The organism is uncultured Mycobacterium sp., assembly GCF_964249325.1.
Classification (GTDB): domain Bacteria; phylum Actinomycetota; class Actinomycetes; order Mycobacteriales; family Mycobacteriaceae; genus Mycobacterium.
The window spans coordinates 1-16383 of the sequence record NZ_CAXUCH010000089.1 but is presented as its reverse complement, the minus strand read 5'-3'; the positions used below and the strand labels follow the sequence as shown (position 1 = coordinate 16383).

The following is a 16383-nucleotide window of genomic DNA, read 5'->3' as shown; positions in this document are numbered from 1 at the left end:
CCGTAGGCGCCACCGGGATCGACCATCGCCACCTCGAGACCCCTGGAAGCCTGCACTTGGGCACCGACCAGTCGGTGCCCGCCCACCAGGCACTGGTAGAAGTCGTGCACGAGCACGGCGCCAAGATCCAGCCGCAGATCGTGCATGCCGGCCCCGACAGCCTGGGCCCGGAGATGCACGGAGTCACATCGCTGGGTCCATCGGTGATCCCCTCGTATCTGACCGGCCGTCCGTCGGCAGAGATCACCAAAGACCAACTCACCGAGGTGTTCGACTTGTTCAAAGCCGCGGTGCGCCGCGCCGCCGAAGCCGGATACGACGGCATCGAGCTGCACGCCGCCCACGGTTACATGCTGCTGGGATCATTCCTTGCGCCGCAACGCAACCGGCGCACCGACGAGTACCGTGGCGACTCGGTCCGGGGCCGAATCCGCATCGTGCTGGAGACACTAGCCGCGATCCGCGCCGAGATCGGCGACACGCTGCCGATCACGTTGCGCATCTCCGGCTACGAACGGGTGGCGGGTGGCCGACCGATCTACGAAACAGCGCAGGTCGCTCCGCAACTCGTCGCCGCCGGCGTAGACGCCTTCCACGTCAGCGGCGGTGTGATCGACCGGCTGGTCACCCGGATGGTCAACGGCGCCGACGACGGCGACGCGCTCAACGTGGGTGCCGCGGCCGCGGTCAAGGAGGTGGTCGACGTGCCGGTGATCGCCGTCGGCCGCATCCATGACCCCCAGCTGGCCGAACAAATCCTGGCCGACGGGCGCGCCGACTTCATCGCCATGGGACGGCCACTGCTCGCCGACGCCGAGCTGCCGCGCAAACTGCTTGCCGGACAGGCTCATCGGGTGCGCAAATGCATTTCGTGTGAAAACTGCATCGACGCGATGGAGTTGCGCTTCTCCGTCGACTGCGCGGTTAATCCCCGCACCGGCAAGGAACGCGAACTGGACGCCGGTCGCACCGCACATACCAAGCAGGTTGTGGTGATCGGCGGCGGCCCGGCCGGACTGGAAGCCGCTCGCGTTGCTGCCGAACGCGGACATCACGTCATGCTGTTCGAACGCAATCGCCAGTTGGGGGGCGCGCTGCGCTGGGCGTCGGTTCTGCACCAGGAAAACGAACCGTTCCTGCGGTACCTCCGCGACGAGATCAGCCGCAGCACCGCCGAAGTGCATCTGGGCCACGCGGTTTCGGCCGACGACGTCGTCGCGCTGGACCCCGATGTCGTCGTGGTCGCTACCGGCGGGCGCATCGCTGTTCCCGCGATTCCCGGCGCCACACTCCCCCACGTGCACACCGGTCCCGGCCTGCGTGAATCGCTCGGCGGGCATGCTAACTCCGCGGATCCGGTGTGGCAGCGGCTCAGTGCCCGGCTGCTGTCGGGATGGCGACAGCGGCTGGTACAACCCGAAGCGGTTCGGTTGGCCACCCGCGCGTGGATGCCGCTGGGCAGGCGCGTCACGATCATCGGCGGTGACCTGGTCGCGCTGGAACTCGCCGAGTTCCTGGCCAGCCGTGGCAGGTTCGTGTCGATTGTCGAGGCGGGCAAGGCCATCGCGCCGGAGGTAGGCAACAAGCGCAAGACCGAACACATGGATCGGCTGGACCGGCTAGGTGTCACCGTGCATGTCCAGGCGACCGTCGAACAAATCACCGCAGACGGTGTTGTGTTCACCCCGTTCGGCGGCACGACCCGTCAATTGCCCGCCGACAGTGTAGTTCTCGCCGGAACACCCGAACCGGACACGGAGCTTTTCGACACGCTGACGGTCCGCATGCCGGACGCCGAAGTCCATGCCGCCGGGGACTGCAGCGGCCTCGGCCTGATTCGCAAAGCCACCGAGGACGGCGCCCGAATCGCGTGTGCCATCTAACAAGAAGGAGTGAAAACCATGTCGCAGGAAACCATTCAACAGTCGCCAGCATTGACCGCGTCGCAGTCGTCGTGGCGGTGCGTGCAGGCCCACGACCGGGAGGGATGGCTGGCGCTGATGGCCGACGACGTCGTCATCGAAGACCCGATCGGCGAGGCACCCACGAATCCGGACGGCACCGGCGTGCGGGGCAAAGACGGTGTCGCTGCGTTCTACGACGCCAACATCGCCGCCAATCAGCTCACCATCACCTGCGAGGAAACCTTTCCGTCGAGTTCACCCAACGAGATCGCTCATATCCTGGTGCTGCGCAGCAAGTTCGACAACGGCGTCACCAGCACCGTGCGCGGAGTGTTCACCTACCGGGTCAACGATGCCGGGCTGATCACCAATATGCGCGGCTACTGGAATCTCGAAGCGATGACCTTCGGCAACGCCGAGTGACGCCAGCCGACCCGCTACTAGCGGGCCGCGGCGCCGTGGTCGTGGGTGGTTCGCGCGGAATCGGGGCGGCCGTCGCCGCTCACCTGGCGCAGCACGGCGCCGGTGTCGTGATCAACGGCCGCGATCCAGACGCAGCAGGAAAGATCGCCGCCGACATCACCGGGAACGGCGGCGCCGCAGTGGCCCATGCGGGTTCTCCCTCCGATCAGGCGACCGCGCAGTCGTTGATCGGCAGGTGTATTGAGGAGTTCGGCGGGATCCACATCCTGGTGAACTGTGCCGGGATCGCCGAGCCGGCGGGATCGTCGATCCTCAACATCAGCCCGACCGACTTTTACGAATTGCTCGACGCGCACCTGGGCACGGTGTTCGCCACGTGCCGCGCGGCCGCGCCGAAGATGGTCGAGCAGGGCGGCGGCAGCATCATCAACACGGGATCGGTTGCGTTTCTGGGCGACTACGGCGGCAGCGGCTACCCCGCCGGCAAGGGTGCGGTCAACAGCCTGACACTGGCGATCGCCGCCGAGCTCAGGCAGGACCGGGTCCGCGCCAATGTCGTCTGCCCGGGGGCGAGGACCCGGCTGTCCACCGGGCCGGATTACGAGGCCCACATCAGAGAGCTGAACCGGCGGGGACTGCTGGACGACGCCAGCATGCACGCCTCTCTGGATGCCGCGCCGCCGGAGTATGTAGCGCCGATGTACGCGTATCTGGGCAGCGATCTCGCCGAGCAGATAACCGGCGAAATCTTCATTGCCGCAGGCGGTTTTCGTCGGGCGATTCCCACGGCCCGCTCCCGCCGTCATCGGCTACCGCGATCATCACGACTCGCCGCCGTGGTCGGTGTCCGAGCTGGCCGGGTTGATGCAGCGGCTCAATCGTTGAGTGCCGTTGCGACACGACGGCCTCCATGCTTGACGGGTGACACAGCAGCCCACCATGCTCAGGCGCATGCCCACTGTCTTCACCAAGATCATCAACCGGGAACTGCCGGGCCGCTTCGTGTACGAGAACGACGAGATCGTCGCGTTCCTGTCCATCGAGCCCATGACGCAAGGGCACACGTTGGTGGTGCCGCGCGCGGAGATCGATCAATGGCAAGACGTCGACCGCCAGGTGTTCGCCCGGGTGATGACGGTGGCGCAGCTAATCGGCAAGGCGGTGTGCCGGGCATTCAACACACAGCGCGCCGGGTTGATCATCGCCGGGCTCGAGGTTCCCCATCTTCACGTCCACGTCTTTCCCACCCGCCATCTCAGCGACTTCGGGTTCGCCAATGTCGAGCGCAACCCGTCTCCGCAATCCCTCGACGAGGCGCAAGCAAAGATCAAGGCGGCGCTGGCCGAGTTGGGTGGAGGCTAGACAGGGTCTGCCGCGTGGGCGGGCACATCGGTGATGCGCGGCAGCCTGACGTGAAAGCAGCAGCCGTCCCCGGGCGCTGTGGTCACAGTCACCTTGCCGCCGTGGGCGTAGACCAGGGAGTCGACGATCGATAGCCCGAGCCCGGTGCCGCCGCTGCTGCGCGTGCGGGATGAGTCGGTGCGGTAGAAACGCTCGAATATCCGTAGCGCATCCTGCTGGCTCATGCCGGGCCCCTTGTCGGCGACTTCCAGGACGGCGTTGTCCCCGTCGGTGCCGACCCGCACGGTGATATCGGCGGTTTCTGGGGTGTGCTGCAGCGCGTTGGTCACCAAGTTGCTCAGCACCTGGCGCAGCCGCGCCTCGTCGCCGAGCACTTCCGGTGTGCCTGGGCCGTCGAGCACTTCCATGGCGATCCGGCGCTTGGGGGCGATCGACTGCGCGTCGTGCACGGCGTCGGTAGCGAGGGTGAGCAGGTCGACTCGATGGCGTTCGAGCGGACGTTGTGCATCTAGACGCGCCAGCAGCAGCAGATCCTCGACCAGCAGCCCCATCCGGCGTGACTCGCTTTCGATCCGCGACATCAGCATCTCGACGTCGCGGGCCGCGCCCTGGCGATACAGCTCCGCAAACCCCCGGATAGTCGTCAGCGGCGTGCGCAGTTCATGGCTGGCGTCGGTGATGAAGCGTCGCATCCGGTCCTCGGATGTGCGGGCTTTCTCCGCCGAGGACTCAGAGGCCGCCAACGCCCGCTGAATTTGCGCGAGCATTCCATTGAGCGCCAGTGAAAGTCGGCCCACTTCTGTTCGCGGGTCACGCTCGGGGACACGGCGGTCCAGCTGCCCCGCAGCGATCGCTGCGGCGGTTCGTTCCACTTCCAGAAGCGGCCGCAGACTGCGGTGGACCACCGCATATCCCGCGATGCCCAGGACCAGCAGCACGGCCGCCCCGATGCCGACCTGCAGCCAGATCAGCGCGCGCACCGTGTGCTGGACATCGGAGAGGTCGAAGGCGACTGTGATCAGGCGGCCTTGCGGCCCGCGCACCGACACCGCCCGCCACTGGACATTGGATCCGTTGACCGAGCCCACCGTAACCGGCTCAGGCCCGACATCGTTATCAGCAGGCAGGGCAGGCTCGGCGTGGGAATCGTTGATGGCCTGCCAACTGCGGCCGTCCCGCGCTAACACGCGGACGTAGAACTTCGACGGCGGGCGGTCTGCGTTGGGCCCCTCATAAGGCAACTGCGATATCCGCCGCGGGGCCTGCACCCAGCTACGGGACGCATCGAGCAGCGTCTGGTCGGCCCGGTTGAGCAGGCTGTGCCGCAGTATCGAGGTGACCGCGACCCCCGAGACCGCCAGCCCGCACCCCACCAGGCCAACCCTCAGCGGCAGCCCTCGTTGGTGGTATCTGCCCATCCCCGTATTCTTCGCCTCCCGCGCACTAGTTGGCTGCGGGAGCCTTGCTCATGGTTATCGGGGCTCCCGCAGCACATATCCCACCCCGCGGAGAGTATGCAGTAGCCGCTTCTCGCCGGTGTCGACCTTGCGGCGCAGATACGAAACGTAGGACTCCACGACATTGACGTCACCGCCGAAGTCGTAGCGCCAGACATGGTCCAGGATTTTCGGTTTGCTCAGCACCGTGCCAGCGTTGATCACGAAGTAACGCAGCAGGGTGAACTCAGTGGGAGACAGCGACACCGGCTCGCCGGCCTTCCACACCTCGTGGGTGTCCTCGTCGAGTTCGATGTCGGCGAACTTCAGCCGGGCGCTGCGCGGCTGGGTCGTTCCTTTGCCGGCGCGGCGCAAAATGACCCGCAGCCGCGCCACCACCTCTTCCAGGCTGAACGGCTTGGTGACGTAGTCGTCGCCGCCGAGGGTCAGGCCGGCGATCTTGTCCTGCAGCGAGTCACGTGCTGTCAAAAACAGCGCCGGGGCGTCGATGCCGTCGGCGCGCAACCGTCGCAGCACCCCGAAGCCGTCCATTCCAGGCATCATCACGTCGAGAATCACCGCGTCGGGGCGCACTTCCCGGGCGCGGTCGAGGGCCGCCGGGCCGTTGGTGGCGGTGTGCACCTCGAAGCCTTGGAACTTCAGGCTCACGGAAAGAAGTTCGACGATGTTGTCCTCGTCGTCGACGACAAGGACGCGTGCTTCCGGTGTGGTTTCTTGTGCGGCGCCCGATACCATGCATCAATTCCTTCGCACTTGATTGAGCCTAACCTCCAAAGGAACTGTGTACTTGCTGTGAGTTTGGTGCCAGCGAGTGGTTTTGCTGGTGCACGCCGCACGGGGCACAGCACGAATACACTCGGAGGATGAACCTGGGCAAAAGCCTGGTCGCAATCGCCGCGGCGCCGGTGCGTGTCGGGTTGGCTGCGGCCGACGCCGGCCTCGACGTCGCCGCCACAGGACTGAGCCTGGCCAAACGAGTCATAGGCGAGGCCGGCGGGCAGCCGACTTCCGTGGCCCACATGCTCGGTATCGACGAGGCGATCTTGCGCGCAAACCGGATGGCCAGGCTGTTGGACGACGACGCCCCGCTAGGACGGGCGTTGGCACCCGACGGACCGGTGGAACGGCTATTGCGTCCCGGAGGTGTGGTCGACAGGTTGACCGCGCCTGACGGTTTGCTTGACCGCTTGACCGCCGAGGGCGGTGGCTTGGAGCGCGCGCTGAAACCCGGTGGGCTGGTCGATCAGCTGCTCGCTGACGACGGCCTGATCGAACGGTTGTTGGGTGAAGACGGGCTGGCCGAGCGGTTGTTGGGCGAGGACGGGGTGATCGACCGGCTGCTTGCCGAGGGCGGGGTAATCGACAAGCTGACCGCCAAGCACGGACCGCTCGAGCAGCTCGCCGACGTCGCCGACACGCTCAGCCGCCTGGCACCGGGAATGGAGGCGCTGGAACCGGCCATCGCCACGCTGCAAGACGCGGTCATCTCGCTGACCATGGTGGTCAACCCGCTGAGCAATATCGCCGAGCGTATCCCGCTGCCTGGACGCCGTCCTGCGCGCCGTACGACTCCGCGGCCTGTGCGTTCGCAGCGCATCGTCGACCACGATCAGTAAGCGGCTACGCTAGAGCATTTGCCCTGGTAAATGGGCGGATCGAACGTTAATTGGATGCTCAGCGGCTGGAGTGTCAATAGGACTGGCCCTCGGCGTACCGCTGGCGTCGGTAGTAGCGACCGCTACCGCGATTCCTCGCCTTGTACGTCGGCAGCTGACTGTCACAGTTGGGGCAAATGAGCCGCAGATTCTCACGACGATTATTGCTTGCGTCTCCATCAATCTGGTCGACGATCAGAGCCAGGGTCATGCCGTTCCACTTGTCCACGATGCCGCAGATGGCACAGCAACCGTCCTGCTGCTCATAGAGGTAGTCCCGGACGTAGTGGCCTTGGTATGACGTGCGACCGCAGACTCCGGTATCAAGCCAGGCCTCCAAGAGCAAGCGTCGGCGGTGTGACTGTTGGCATGCGTTGGTGCAAAACACCCTTAGCCGGCGGCCGTCGAAATTTGCTCCGCACCCGAGACAGGTCATTGACATAAGACGACGCTATTCCTGAGTACCGACACGGATGGAGCCGCGTGAGAGACTCGAACTCTCGACATTCGCCTTACAAGGGCGACGCTCTACCAACTGAGCTAACGCGGCCGGGGCCGGCTCGATGAGCCGTGACGATTCTACGACGGGGTGATGCCGTCGAAGCTGGGCGCGATGTGGCCGGTCGTCAGATGTAGTACGTCTCGTGCCCCGTCGGGTAGCCGCCGCCGTCGGTGGCGATATGAACGTGGTCGTAGTGGTTGGCCGTTTCTGAGCCGGAGTCCGGCGTCCAACTCGGCGCACCGATGCCCGGGTAGAAGGCCTGCCTCCAGATCACATGGATCACTCCCCAGCGTTTCGCATTTGCCAGCGCAAGGCCCGCGATCTGGTTGCCCAGCTCAATCCCCTCGGGGGTGTGATAGTTCGGGATCATCACGTCGATCGCCAACCCGTTGGGGTGCCATGGCAAAGGATCCTGCCGGTACCCGCCGATGGTGGTGATCTCGGGGAACAGCACGCTGATGGCGCGGGCCACCCGGATGGTGTGGACCTGTAATCCCTGCTCCGGTGCGATGCCAGCTGGTAACGCGAACAGGAATTGCTGGGCGGTGGTTGGCGCGCTTGCCGCCAGCATTTCCCGCTCCGCGGCAGTGGCAATGTGCGGCGCGCCTGCCGGCACTGGTTTCGGGTCTTTCGCAGTTGGTGCAGGGATTCCAGCCGCACTGGTTGGCGCAGCCGCCTGGCCCGGCGGGATCCCGGCGCAGCAGGGATGCTTTGCGCCTTGAGCGACGAATATGGTGGCCGAGATAGCGAGCGAGGCCGCCAATGCCAACCAGCGGCCCCGGCCGTTGGCTAGCAGGTCTCTACTCACGGACAGCACCTTACTGTCGTGTCCGAATCGGTGTGGCCGTTTTCGCCAGCTCTTAGTTGCAGGTAGACGCTGCTTTTGGCATCGAGGCCGGGCGTTTTGAAGCCGTGCGATCGGGCTGGCTACTGACGAGCCAAATCCCACTGCCCGAAATCGGTCGCGAGGACGTCGTCAACGTCCACGTGAACGCCACCCAGCAACGGACCAGGGCTCGACGGGGTGTTGACCACCGACTGATAAAGCACCGCCGCCGGCTCGCGCTCACCACGGGACCACGCGCTGGTCTGCCATGCCCACCAATGTCCTGCGGTGGTCGAGCGGCCGACTACGCCGTCTTTGATCGCCCATCCACACGCCCGGGAATGCCCATAGATGCCGGTCCGTCCCACACCGAGTACCGAGTTAATTCCTCGAAACCACTCGACCGCAACGCTTTTCCAGGTGTTGAGGTCGATATCCTCGTCAATACTGAAGAAGATCGGTGCAGAACCACCACCCCCGGCGGCAGCATGCAGCCGCTGCGCCGTCTCTGCGTCTGCCACCCCGCCGCCGTATCCGCGGGTGTAGTCCGACGGGTCAGGCCAACCGGGCTTGCCGTATTGGTAGTTGCTGACGATTTGAAGACCCGCTGCGCGGAGAGCTTCTGCGTATGGGCGGCTGACGGGTTTGAAATCGAAGTTCGCTCCGGGCCGCGACTCAGCCACATAGACCACGGCCCCGTCATAGCCCGCCGATTTGATCTGATCCGCCGGCACCAACCGCTCCGTAAAGTCGATCAACTTACTGGCGGCGGCTGATGCCGTCTGCCCGTCGAATGTCGCGGCCAGCGTCCCTATGCTGAGCAGAACTGGTGCCGCAGCGGCATATTTGAGGACTTCGCGTCTGGAAACAGACCGCTGTCCGCCGCGTCCAGCTGGCGCGGTCGAATCGTGCACCGCGCGATGCTAACAAACCTTGGTGCAACCACATCCCATCCAGGAAAGGACCAAACCGATGGATGAGCCACGGCCACCGTTTCCACCCTTCGACCTACAGAGCGCCAGCGAGAAAGTCCACGCTGCAGAAGACGCCTGGAACACCCGCAACCCCAGACGGTCAGCTTGGCCTACACCCGCAACAGTGTGTGGCGTAACCGGGACGTGTTCATCACCGGCCGTCACCAAATCGTCGACTTCCTCACCGCCAAGTGGCAACGAGAACTCGACTATGCGCTACGCAAAAGCCTGCGGGACTTTCACGGCAACCGCATCGCGGTGCAGTTCCGATACGAATGTCACGACGCCACCGGCCAGTGGTGGCGCAGCTACGGCAATGAACTGTGGAAGTTCGACGACAACGGCCCGATGCTGCGCCGCGAAGCCAGCATCAACGACATCGCCATCGACGAGTCCGAACGCCGCTACTTCGGCCCCCGCCCGGCCGATGAACGCGGCCCCGGGCACGAGATCCCGCCGCGCTGACTCCGGTTCCTTTCGGCCGATACTGTGAACGCATGATGCGCAGCAGACGGCGCTGCACTCCCTTGGCGTTAGCCGCGACCGGATTTGTCTGCTACAGCGCCCTGATGCTGGTGCTGGAGCGGCGCATGCGCCGCACTGGTGGGCCCGGCATCATCCCGTTCGAGTTGGCAGGGAACGCGCAGCGCGCCGACCGGATCATGTCCACCTGGGGCGAGAATGGTCGGCGGGCCGCCCGGTGGTCGTTGTGGCTCGACTTCGGCTACATGCTGTCCTACGGAGCGCTGACGGCACTGTTGGTCGATGGTGCACGTCGCCGACGCGGCCACAGCGCCGCACTGCCCGTACTGGTTGTGCCGGCCGTTGCCGCGGATGCGGTCGAGGGCGTGTCGTTGCTCAACGTCCTCTCGAACTCCGCCGTCGCGGCCAACGCGCGTCGGGCCAAAGCGGCCGCCCTCGTCAAATTCGGCGTTCTTCTCAGCGCGCTGGGTTACGTGCTCGCCGGGTGGTTGGCACCGCTTAATTGACGCTGCATCCGTCCGGGTAGCCGGGTATGACCCGACCAGCGGCCTGGTCTGCTCCCTGCGAGCACAGGGTCCGCCGCAAACTGCCTCATACTGGAGGCCAACAAGCGAGCGTCACCATCGCAATCGCGGCCGTCGGACGGGCGGGACGCTCTGGGCAGAGTCGAGGTTGTAGTGGCCAAGCGAGCGGGCGGTAGAGCTCGCCATCGTGCAGTTCCGATGCGCTCACGGGTGCGCCGGAGGCTCACCCGTGGCTGCCTGGCGTTGATGTCCGTTGCAGCGGTGCTGCTGACCGGTACGGGCTGGTGGGTGGCTCACGGCGCGCTGGGCGGGATCACCGTTTCGCAGGCGCTGGGTTCCGAAGATCCCCGCTCCAGCGGTGGGGCGATGAACATCCTGCTTATCGGACTGGACTCGCGAAAAGACCAGGACGGCAACGACCTGCCGTGGGCGATCCTGAAGCACCTGCACGCCGGAGATTCCGATGCCGGCGGCTATAACACCAACACCCTGATACTGGTTCATGTCGGCGCTGACGACCGGGTGGTTGCCTTCTCGATTCCCCGCGACGACTGGGTGCCGTTCAGCGGGGTGCCGGGATACAACCACATCAAGATCAAAGAAGCGTACGGGCTCACCAAGCAATACGTCGAGCAGAAGCTCGTCGATAAAGGGGTTGGCGACCAGAAAGAACTGGAGACCAAAGGCCGTGAAGCTGGCCGGGCGGCGACCTTGCGGGCGGTGCGCAACCTCACCGGGGTTCCGATCGACTACTTCGCTGAGGTCAACCTGGCGGGCTTCTACGACCTCACTCAGAGCTTGGGCGGTGTGCAGGTGTGCCTCAAGCACGCCGTATACGACGAGTATTCCGGCGCCGACTTCCCGGCGGGCCGCCAGACCCTCAACGCCGAGCAGGCACTGTCGTTCGTCCGGCAGCGCCACGGCCTGGAAAACGGTGACCTCGACCGCACGCATCGCCAGCAGGCGTTCTTGTCCGCGGTTGTGCGCCAGCTGCAGGATTCCGGCACCCTCACCGACCTGAGCAAGCTCAAGAGCTTGATCGCGGTGGCCCGTAAAGACGTCGTGCTGTCCGCCGGCTGGGACGAGAATCAGTTCCGCCGCGTAGCCGCGCTTGCCGGCAGCAACGTCGAATACCGGACCCTGCCTGTGGTGCGTTATGACAACATCGACGGCCAAGACGTCAACATCGTCGACCCCGCCGCAATTAAGCGCGAAGTGGCGGCGGCGTTCGGCACCAGCGAATCCACCACTCCCACGACCGGCGCGCCGAACCCATCCACCGTCGTCGACGTCGTCAACGCCGGCAGTGTCTCCGGAACCGCCAGCAAGGTGTCGCGCATCTTGCGCCAACACGGCTACACCGCCGGCCAGGTGCGCGACCGGACACGCGGCGAACCTACCGACACCACAGTCGCTTACGGTGCTGGCGCGGCAACCGATGCCCACACCGTGGCCGAGCTGCTGGGCATCGACGCTCCCGACCACCCCGATACTACGTTGGGGCCAAACCGAATTCGCATCGTGCTAGGAGACGACTACGTCCTGCCGTCGTCGTCGCTCTCCGACGAAACGACGACCAGCTCAACGGTTTCCGGCTCGTACTACAAGTCACACACCACCACCACCTCGACTGAGCCAATCCCGGATCGGGGGGCACCCATCGATGGCGGCGGCGTGCCCTGTGTGAACTAAGCAGCCTTACGCGACAAAAAGCCTAAGACGACGCTGACAAATGCGTCTTTCGCTTCGATCATCGTCCAGTGCCCGCAGTTGGGAAATACGTGTAGCTCCGCATTCGGGATGGTGCGCATCGGGATCAGCGCCATATCCAGCGGGCTCACCCGGTCGTCGCGGCCCCAGGTGATCAACGTGGGCGCCGTGAGCCGATGCATGATCGCCCAGGGTTGCGGTGCCTTCGCCGCGTCCATGGCCTTGGTCATCTGCGCGAACGCGTCCTTGGAGTACATCCGACGTGCGGCAGCCAAAGTCTTGGGTTCGGTGGCATGCTGCCAGCGCTCCTCGATCAGTTCCTCGGTGACCACCGTTGGGTCGTACACCATCGAATGCAGCCAGCGGATCAACCGCTCGCGGCTGGGATCCTCGGTGAATTCCTGCAGCAGCCGAATACCTTCCGGCGGGCCGGGACTGAAGATGTTGCGGCCGATGCCGCCGATCGTCACCAGCCGCTGCACCCGCTCCCGGTGGGCGATCGCATAGTTGATCGCCACCGCACCGCCCATCGAGTTGCCGACGATGTCGACGGTGTCCAGACCCAGCGCGTCGACGAACCGCACCACCGCGTCGAACGCGGTGAGCATTGGACGCCCGCCGAAGTCGTCGCTGACGCCGAAGCCAGGGAATTCCAGGGCCAGACAATGGTATTGCTCGGCGAACGCGGCGAGCACGCCGCGGAAGTTGCGCCAACCAGTCACTCCCGGCCCGGAGCCGTGCAGCAGCAACAGCGGCGGCCCGTCACCGGCCTCGTGATAGCGCAGCACACCCGCGTCGGTCTCAATTTCCCGAAAGGTGGCCTCGTAGCTGACGTCAAGCGTCATGCGTGGGTACCGCCGTCGATGCGGATCTCGGTGCCGGTGATAAACGCACCGTCCTCGGACACCAGCATGGCGACCACACCGGCGACCGCAGTGGGATCACCCATCCCGGCCCCGCTGGATTCCAGCGTAGTGGGCAAAATCGGCGAGAGCCGGCCGAACAGCGACCAGTCGGCGTCGGCGGGGATGTATCCGGCTGTGGCATCAGTGATTCCGGACTTGATGCTGCCGGGCGCGACGCACACCGCACGTAGCCCTTTGCTCGCGTATTCGAGCGCGACGGCATGCGTGAAAGACTGGATGCCGCCCTTGCTGGCCGCGTAGGCCGCCATGTACGGATGCGCGAACGCGGCCGACGTGGAACTGAAGTTCACGATGGTGCTGCGCGGATTCTGCAGCAGCGCGGGAAGCGACTCGCGCACCACCAGAAACGTGCCGGTCAAGTTGACGTTGATGATCTGGTTCCACAGTTCAGTGCTGGTCTGATGGGTGTGGGAGGCCCGTAGCATGCCGGCCGCATTGACCAGCGAATCCAGGCCGCCCAGCGCGTCGACGGCCGTCCGCACACCGTCGACCACCGACGTCTCGTCGCCGACGTTCATCTCCACGGTGGTGAGGCGTTCACTCGATCCGGCTTCCTGCGCCCGGCCGCGGGCCTTCTCCAAACCGTCCGCCGCGATGTCGGCGGCGACCACCGCCGCACCCTCGTCCAGCAGCCGCAGCGCGGTGGCCTGCCCGATACCCGAGGCAGCGCCGGTTACCAAGATGCGGTTACGCTCAAGTCGCTTCATCTGTACTCCCGTCTGGATCGCCGTTCCATAACGTATTTCACCGCAGGCCCGGTCCGCTTTACTTCGACGCAGAGAACGCCCGCAACCGCATCAGGTAGCGCGGCAGCCGCAACGTGGGGACGCTTCGCGGCCAGTCATCCGCACGGAAGTAGGCATCGGAGCCGGCTTCCCGCCGGGTGTCAGCGCTGGTCGCGAAGGAATGAGTGGAATCCGCGGGTGATCTCCACGCGCGGCCGGCTGCTTGTCGCGCGGCAGCCCACGCCACGAGTCGCTGACGATGTCCTGGAACTCGTGGCGTTCCGCCTGGGGACCCTCACAACAACTTTTCCGCTCACTGGGATCGCCAAAGATGTCATCATCACCGGCAAGAGACCATCGATCGCGGCCCTCGACGTAAGGACGACAGTATGAGCGAGCGGGTAATCGACCGGGTAATGGACATCGCCGACCAGCTGCGCGAGCAGGCCGCCGAGGCGGAGAGAATCGGCAGGCTCAGCGACGAGACGGTCAAAATCATGAAAGGCGCCGGCGTCATCCGGCTGCTGCAGCCCAAGAGTTACCAAGGCTTTGAGGTCCACCCCCGCGAATGGGCCGAGACGGCAATGGCCACCGCGGCACTGGATCCGGCCGCCGGCTGGATCGTCGGCGTCGTGGGCGTACACCCCTACCAGCTGGCCTATGCCGACCCGAAGGTACCTGCCGAGGTCTGGGCTGACGACGTCGACACGTGGATGGCCTCGCCCTATGCGCCACAGGGTGTGGCCAAGCCCGTCGACGGCGGCTACATCTTCAACGGCCGCTGGCAGTTCAGCTCGGGCACCGACCATTGCGACTGGATCATCCTGGGCGCGATGCTCGGCGACGCCGCGGGCAAGCCGGTGATGCCGCCCCAGATGTTGCACATGATCCTGCCCCGCAAGGACTACGAGATCGTCGAAGACTCGTGGAATGTGGTGGGGCTGCGGGGAACCGGCTCCAAGGACGTCATCGTCAGGGACGCGTTCGTCCCGACCTACCGGACGATGGACGCGACGAAAGTGATGGACGGCACCGCCCAGCGTGAGGCCGGCATGACCGAGCCGCTGTATCTGATGCCATGGTCGACGATGTTCCCGCTGGGCATCTCCGCGGCGACCATCGGCATCGCGGAGGGAGCGCTGGCGGCACACCTGGACTATCAGCGGGAGCGGGTTGGCGCCACTGGAACCGCGATCAAGGACGACCCGTACGTCATGTACGCGATCGGCGAGGCCGCAGCCGACATCAATGCCGCCCGCCAGGAGCTGCTTGCCAACGTCGACCGCGTCTACGACATCGTCGCTGCCGGCAAGGAGGTGTCGTTCGCGGACCGCGCCGCCGGTCGGCGCACGCAGGTCCGCGCGGTGTGGCGCGCGGTGTCGGCGGTCGACGAGATCTTCGCCCGCTCCGGCGGCAACGCGGCGCGGATGGACAAGCCGCTGCAACGGTACTGGCGCGACGCGCACGTCGGCCACCTGCACGCTATCCACGTCCCCGGCACCACGTACCACGCGTCGGCGCTCAGTTCGCTGGGCATCGATCCGCCGGAAGGTCCGCTGCGGGCGCTGATCTGAGGAGAACGCAGACGTGAGCGACTTGAAAAGCCTTGGTTACATCAATATCTCGACCAAGGAGATCGACCGCTGGCGGCACTTCGCCTTCGGCGTGCTGGGTTTCGCGGAGGGCAAGGGACCCGACGAGTCCGCGCTATACCTGCGGATGGATGAGCGCGCCGCCCGGCTCATCGTGGTGCCCGGTAAAACCGACCGAGTACTCACCGTCGGCTGGGAAGTGCGCGACCACCCGGCGCTGCAGCGGGTCAAAGCAACGCTCGACGCTGCCGGGGTGGCGTTCAAGCAGCTGTCCACCGACGAGGCCGAGGCCCGCCGGGTGGAAGAGGTGATCACCTTCGAGGACCCAGCAGGCACCACGCTCGAGGTGTTTCACGGCGCAGTGCTCGACCACAGTCCGGTCGTCACCCCGTTCGGCGCGAAATTCGTCACCGGCGACCAGGGCATGGGCCACGTCGTCATGCCGGCAACCGATCCCAATGCGCTCTGCGACTTCTACACCGACGTACTGGGTTTTCATTCCCGCGGCGCGTTTCGGGTGCCGCTACCGAAGGAGTTCGGCCCGGTGCGGGTGCGCTTCCTGGGGATCAACGCGCGCCACCACAGCCTTGCCATTGTCCCCGCCGCACATCAGCGCGACCCACGCCTGGTCCACATCATGGTGGAAGTGGACAGCCTCGACACAGTGGGGCAGGCGCTGGACCGCGTCAATGCCGAGGGTTTCCAGCTGTCCTCGACGCTCGGGCGACACACCAACGACAAGATGGTGTCGTTTTACGTGCGCGCGCCCGGCGGCTGGGACATCGAGTTCGGCACCGACGGCATGCGCGTCGACGAAACCTATTACACGGCAGAAGAAATCACAGCTGATTCCTATTGGGGCCATCAGTGGGTGAGCGACCTGCCGGTGGCGATGCGCCCGTGACATTGGCCGCCGACGTCCATCCCGTCCCGGCGTCGTCGATCGGCACGTGGGACCACGAGGCCGACGTCGTCATCGCCGGGTACGGTGTGGCCGGCGCAGCCGCGGCGGTCGAAGCGGCCAGAGCCGGTGCCGACGTCTTAGTGCTCGAACGCAGCGGCTCATGGGGCGGGGCGGCGGCCATGGCGGGTGGGTTCATCTACCTCGGTGGTGGCACACCGCTGCAAAAGGCTTGTGGATTCGAAGATTCCGTCGACAACATGGCGGCCTTCCTCAATGTCGCGATGGGGCCCGGCGCCGACGAGAACCGCATCGCCGACTACTGCGCCGGCAGCGTCGATCACTTCAACTGGCAGGTCGACTGAGGTGTGCCTTTCAAAACCGAGTTTTTCTCCGAGCCCGGCTGGCAGCCGATGGGC

General features: G+C 65.5%; 15 protein-coding genes, 1 tRNA gene and 4 pseudogenes. 11 read left to right on the top strand and 9 right to left on the bottom strand.

Going from position 1 to position 16383, the window contains the following annotated elements; genetic code table 11:
- From ACFE99_RS13080 to ACFE99_RS13065, 4 genes and pseudogenes are all read left to right on the top strand, one after another.
- On the top strand, window positions 1-1883 hold a 1883-nt coding region (locus tag ACFE99_RS13080; RefSeq protein ID WP_375485899.1), incomplete at its 5' end, for an FAD-dependent oxidoreductase.
- Window positions 1884-1901: 18 nt separating this feature from the next.
- Window positions 1902-2327, top strand: coding sequence for a nuclear transport factor 2 family protein (locus tag ACFE99_RS13075; protein ID WP_375485897.1), 426 nt, complete (start codon window positions 1902-1904; stop codon window positions 2325-2327).
- Window positions 2324-3212: pseudogene (locus ACFE99_RS13070) on the top strand (SDR family NAD(P)-dependent oxidoreductase). Before ACFE99_RS13075 ends, ACFE99_RS13070 begins: the two are co-directional and overlap by 4 nt.
- Window positions 3213-3278: 66 nt before the next feature.
- The gene (locus tag ACFE99_RS13065; RefSeq protein ID WP_375485895.1) at window positions 3279-3689 is read left to right on the top strand and encodes an HIT family protein; all 411 of its coding nucleotides are present in this window, start codon (window positions 3279-3281) and stop codon (window positions 3687-3689) included.
- Here the strand turns inward: ACFE99_RS13065 and ACFE99_RS13060 are convergent.
- Window positions 3686-5107, bottom strand: coding sequence for a sensor histidine kinase (locus ACFE99_RS13060; RefSeq protein ID WP_375485893.1), 1422 nt, complete (start codon window positions 5105-5107; stop codon window positions 3686-3688). The genes ACFE99_RS13065 and ACFE99_RS13060 overlap by 4 nt on opposite strands.
- 54 nt (window positions 5108-5161) lie before the next feature.
- Window positions 5162-5881: a response regulator transcription factor gene (locus ACFE99_RS13055; RefSeq protein ID WP_375485891.1), complete on the bottom strand. Its 720-nt coding sequence runs from the start codon at window positions 5879-5881 to the stop codon at window positions 5162-5164.
- A gap of 128 nt (window positions 5882-6009) precedes the next feature.
- Here ACFE99_RS13055 and ACFE99_RS13050 point away from each other — a divergent pair, with 128 nt between their 5' ends.
- The gene (locus ACFE99_RS13050) at window positions 6010-6762 is read left to right on the top strand and encodes a hypothetical protein (RefSeq protein WP_375485889.1); all 753 of its coding nucleotides are present in this window, start codon (window positions 6010-6012) and stop codon (window positions 6760-6762) included.
- Between the two features lie 73 nt (window positions 6763-6835).
- On the opposite strand, the gene ACFE99_RS13045 is transcribed toward ACFE99_RS13050, so the two are convergent.
- From ACFE99_RS13045 to ACFE99_RS13030, 4 genes are all read right to left on the bottom strand, one after another.
- Window positions 6836-7243 carry an HNH endonuclease gene (locus ACFE99_RS13045; RefSeq protein WP_375485887.1) on the bottom strand — a complete coding sequence of 136 codons (408 nt, stop codon included), beginning with the start codon at window positions 7241-7243 and terminating at the stop codon, window positions 6836-6838.
- 32 nt (window positions 7244-7275) lie between these two features.
- A tRNA-Thr gene (locus ACFE99_RS13040) sits at window positions 7276-7351 on the bottom strand.
- A 76-nt stretch (window positions 7352-7427) separates the two neighbouring features.
- A complete protein-coding gene (locus tag ACFE99_RS13035) occupies window positions 7428-8120 on the bottom strand; it encodes a glycoside hydrolase (RefSeq protein ID WP_375485884.1) in 693 nt (230 codons plus the stop codon).
- Between the two features lie 110 nt (window positions 8121-8230).
- Entirely contained in the window at window positions 8231-9043 is an 813-nt protein-coding gene (locus ACFE99_RS13030) for a DUF1906 domain-containing protein (protein ID WP_375485882.1), read from the bottom strand.
- Window positions 9044-9101: 58 nt separating this feature from the next.
- Here ACFE99_RS13030 and ACFE99_RS13025 point away from each other — a divergent pair.
- The 3 genes and pseudogenes from ACFE99_RS13025 (at window position 9102) to ACFE99_RS13015 (ending at window position 11802) form a co-directional block, all read left to right on the top strand.
- Window positions 9102-9568, top strand: a pseudogene (locus ACFE99_RS13025) (nuclear transport factor 2 family protein).
- 32 nt (window positions 9569-9600) lie between these two features.
- Window positions 9601-10092 (top strand): hypothetical protein, encoded by a 492-nt coding sequence (locus ACFE99_RS13020; RefSeq protein ID WP_375485880.1) that lies wholly within the window; start codon window positions 9601-9603, stop codon window positions 10090-10092.
- 216 nt (window positions 10093-10308) lie between these two features.
- Complete coding sequence (locus tag ACFE99_RS13015) at window positions 10309-11802, top strand: LCP family protein (protein WP_375485878.1); 1494 nt, start codon at window positions 10309-10311, stop codon at window positions 11800-11802.
- Here ACFE99_RS13015 and ACFE99_RS13010 read toward each other — a convergent pair.
- The 3 genes and pseudogenes from ACFE99_RS13010 to ACFE99_RS13000 form a co-directional block, all read right to left on the bottom strand.
- Window positions 11799-12665, bottom strand: a complete 867-nt coding sequence (locus ACFE99_RS13010) for an alpha/beta fold hydrolase (protein WP_375485876.1) — start codon at window positions 12663-12665, stop codon at window positions 11799-11801. The two genes, ACFE99_RS13015 and ACFE99_RS13010, sit on opposite strands and share 4 nt — an antisense overlap.
- Window positions 12662-13453, bottom strand: a complete 792-nt coding sequence (locus ACFE99_RS13005) for an SDR family NAD(P)-dependent oxidoreductase (RefSeq protein ID WP_375485874.1) — start codon at window positions 13451-13453, stop codon at window positions 12662-12664. The genes ACFE99_RS13010 and ACFE99_RS13005 overlap by 4 nt, the downstream gene beginning before the upstream one ends.
- 58 nt (window positions 13454-13511) lie before the next feature.
- Window positions 13512-13622 (bottom strand): annotated as a pseudogene (locus ACFE99_RS13000) (NAD-dependent epimerase); the annotation flags it as partial.
- A gap of 238 nt (window positions 13623-13860) precedes the next feature.
- Here ACFE99_RS13000 and ACFE99_RS12995 point away from each other — a divergent pair.
- From ACFE99_RS12995 to ACFE99_RS12985, 3 genes and pseudogenes are all read left to right on the top strand, one after another.
- Entirely contained in the window at window positions 13861-15045 is a 1185-nt protein-coding gene (locus ACFE99_RS12995; RefSeq protein WP_375485872.1) for an acyl-CoA dehydrogenase family protein, read from the top strand.
- 13 nt (window positions 15046-15058) lie between these two features.
- Window positions 15059-15967, top strand: coding sequence for a biphenyl-2,3-diol 1,2-dioxygenase (gene bphC / locus ACFE99_RS12990; RefSeq protein WP_375485870.1), 909 nt, complete (start codon window positions 15059-15061; stop codon window positions 15965-15967).
- Between the two features lie 2 nt (window positions 15968-15969).
- Window positions 15970-16326 (top strand): annotated as a pseudogene (locus ACFE99_RS12985) (FAD-dependent oxidoreductase); the annotation flags it as partial.
- Window positions 16327-16383: the final 57 nt, after the last annotated feature.

Bases quoted from the DNA above. Each gene is read 5' to 3' on its own strand.
- ACFE99_RS13075 (WP_375485897.1), top strand. From the start codon at position 1,902: ATGTCGCAGGAAACCATTCAACAGTCGCCAGCATTGACCGCGTCGCAG.
- ACFE99_RS13065 (WP_375485895.1), top strand. From the start codon at position 3,279: ATGCCCACTGTCTTCACCAAGATCATCAACCGGGAACTGCCGGGCCGC.
- ACFE99_RS13060 (WP_375485893.1), bottom strand. From the start codon at position 5,107: ATGGGCAGATACCACCAACGAGGGCTGCCGCTGAGGGTTGGCCTGGTG.
- ACFE99_RS13055 (WP_375485891.1), bottom strand. From the start codon at position 5,881: ATGGTATCGGGCGCCGCACAAGAAACCACACCGGAAGCACGCGTCCTT.
- ACFE99_RS13050 (WP_375485889.1), top strand. From the start codon at position 6,010: ATGAACCTGGGCAAAAGCCTGGTCGCAATCGCCGCGGCGCCGGTGCGT.
- ACFE99_RS13045 (WP_375485887.1), bottom strand. From the start codon at position 7,243: ATGTCAATGACCTGTCTCGGGTGCGGAGCAAATTTCGACGGCCGCCGG.
- ACFE99_RS13020 (WP_375485880.1), top strand. From the start codon at position 9,601: ATGATGCGCAGCAGACGGCGCTGCACTCCCTTGGCGTTAGCCGCGACC.
- ACFE99_RS13015 (WP_375485878.1), top strand. From the start codon at position 10,309: ATGCGCTCACGGGTGCGCCGGAGGCTCACCCGTGGCTGCCTGGCGTTG.
- ACFE99_RS13010 (WP_375485876.1), bottom strand. From the start codon at position 12,665: ATGACGCTTGACGTCAGCTACGAGGCCACCTTTCGGGAAATTGAGACC.
- ACFE99_RS13005 (WP_375485874.1), bottom strand. From the start codon at position 13,453: ATGAAGCGACTTGAGCGTAACCGCATCTTGGTAACCGGCGCTGCCTCG.
- ACFE99_RS12995 (WP_375485872.1), top strand. From the start codon at position 13,861: ATGAGCGAGCGGGTAATCGACCGGGTAATGGACATCGCCGACCAGCTG.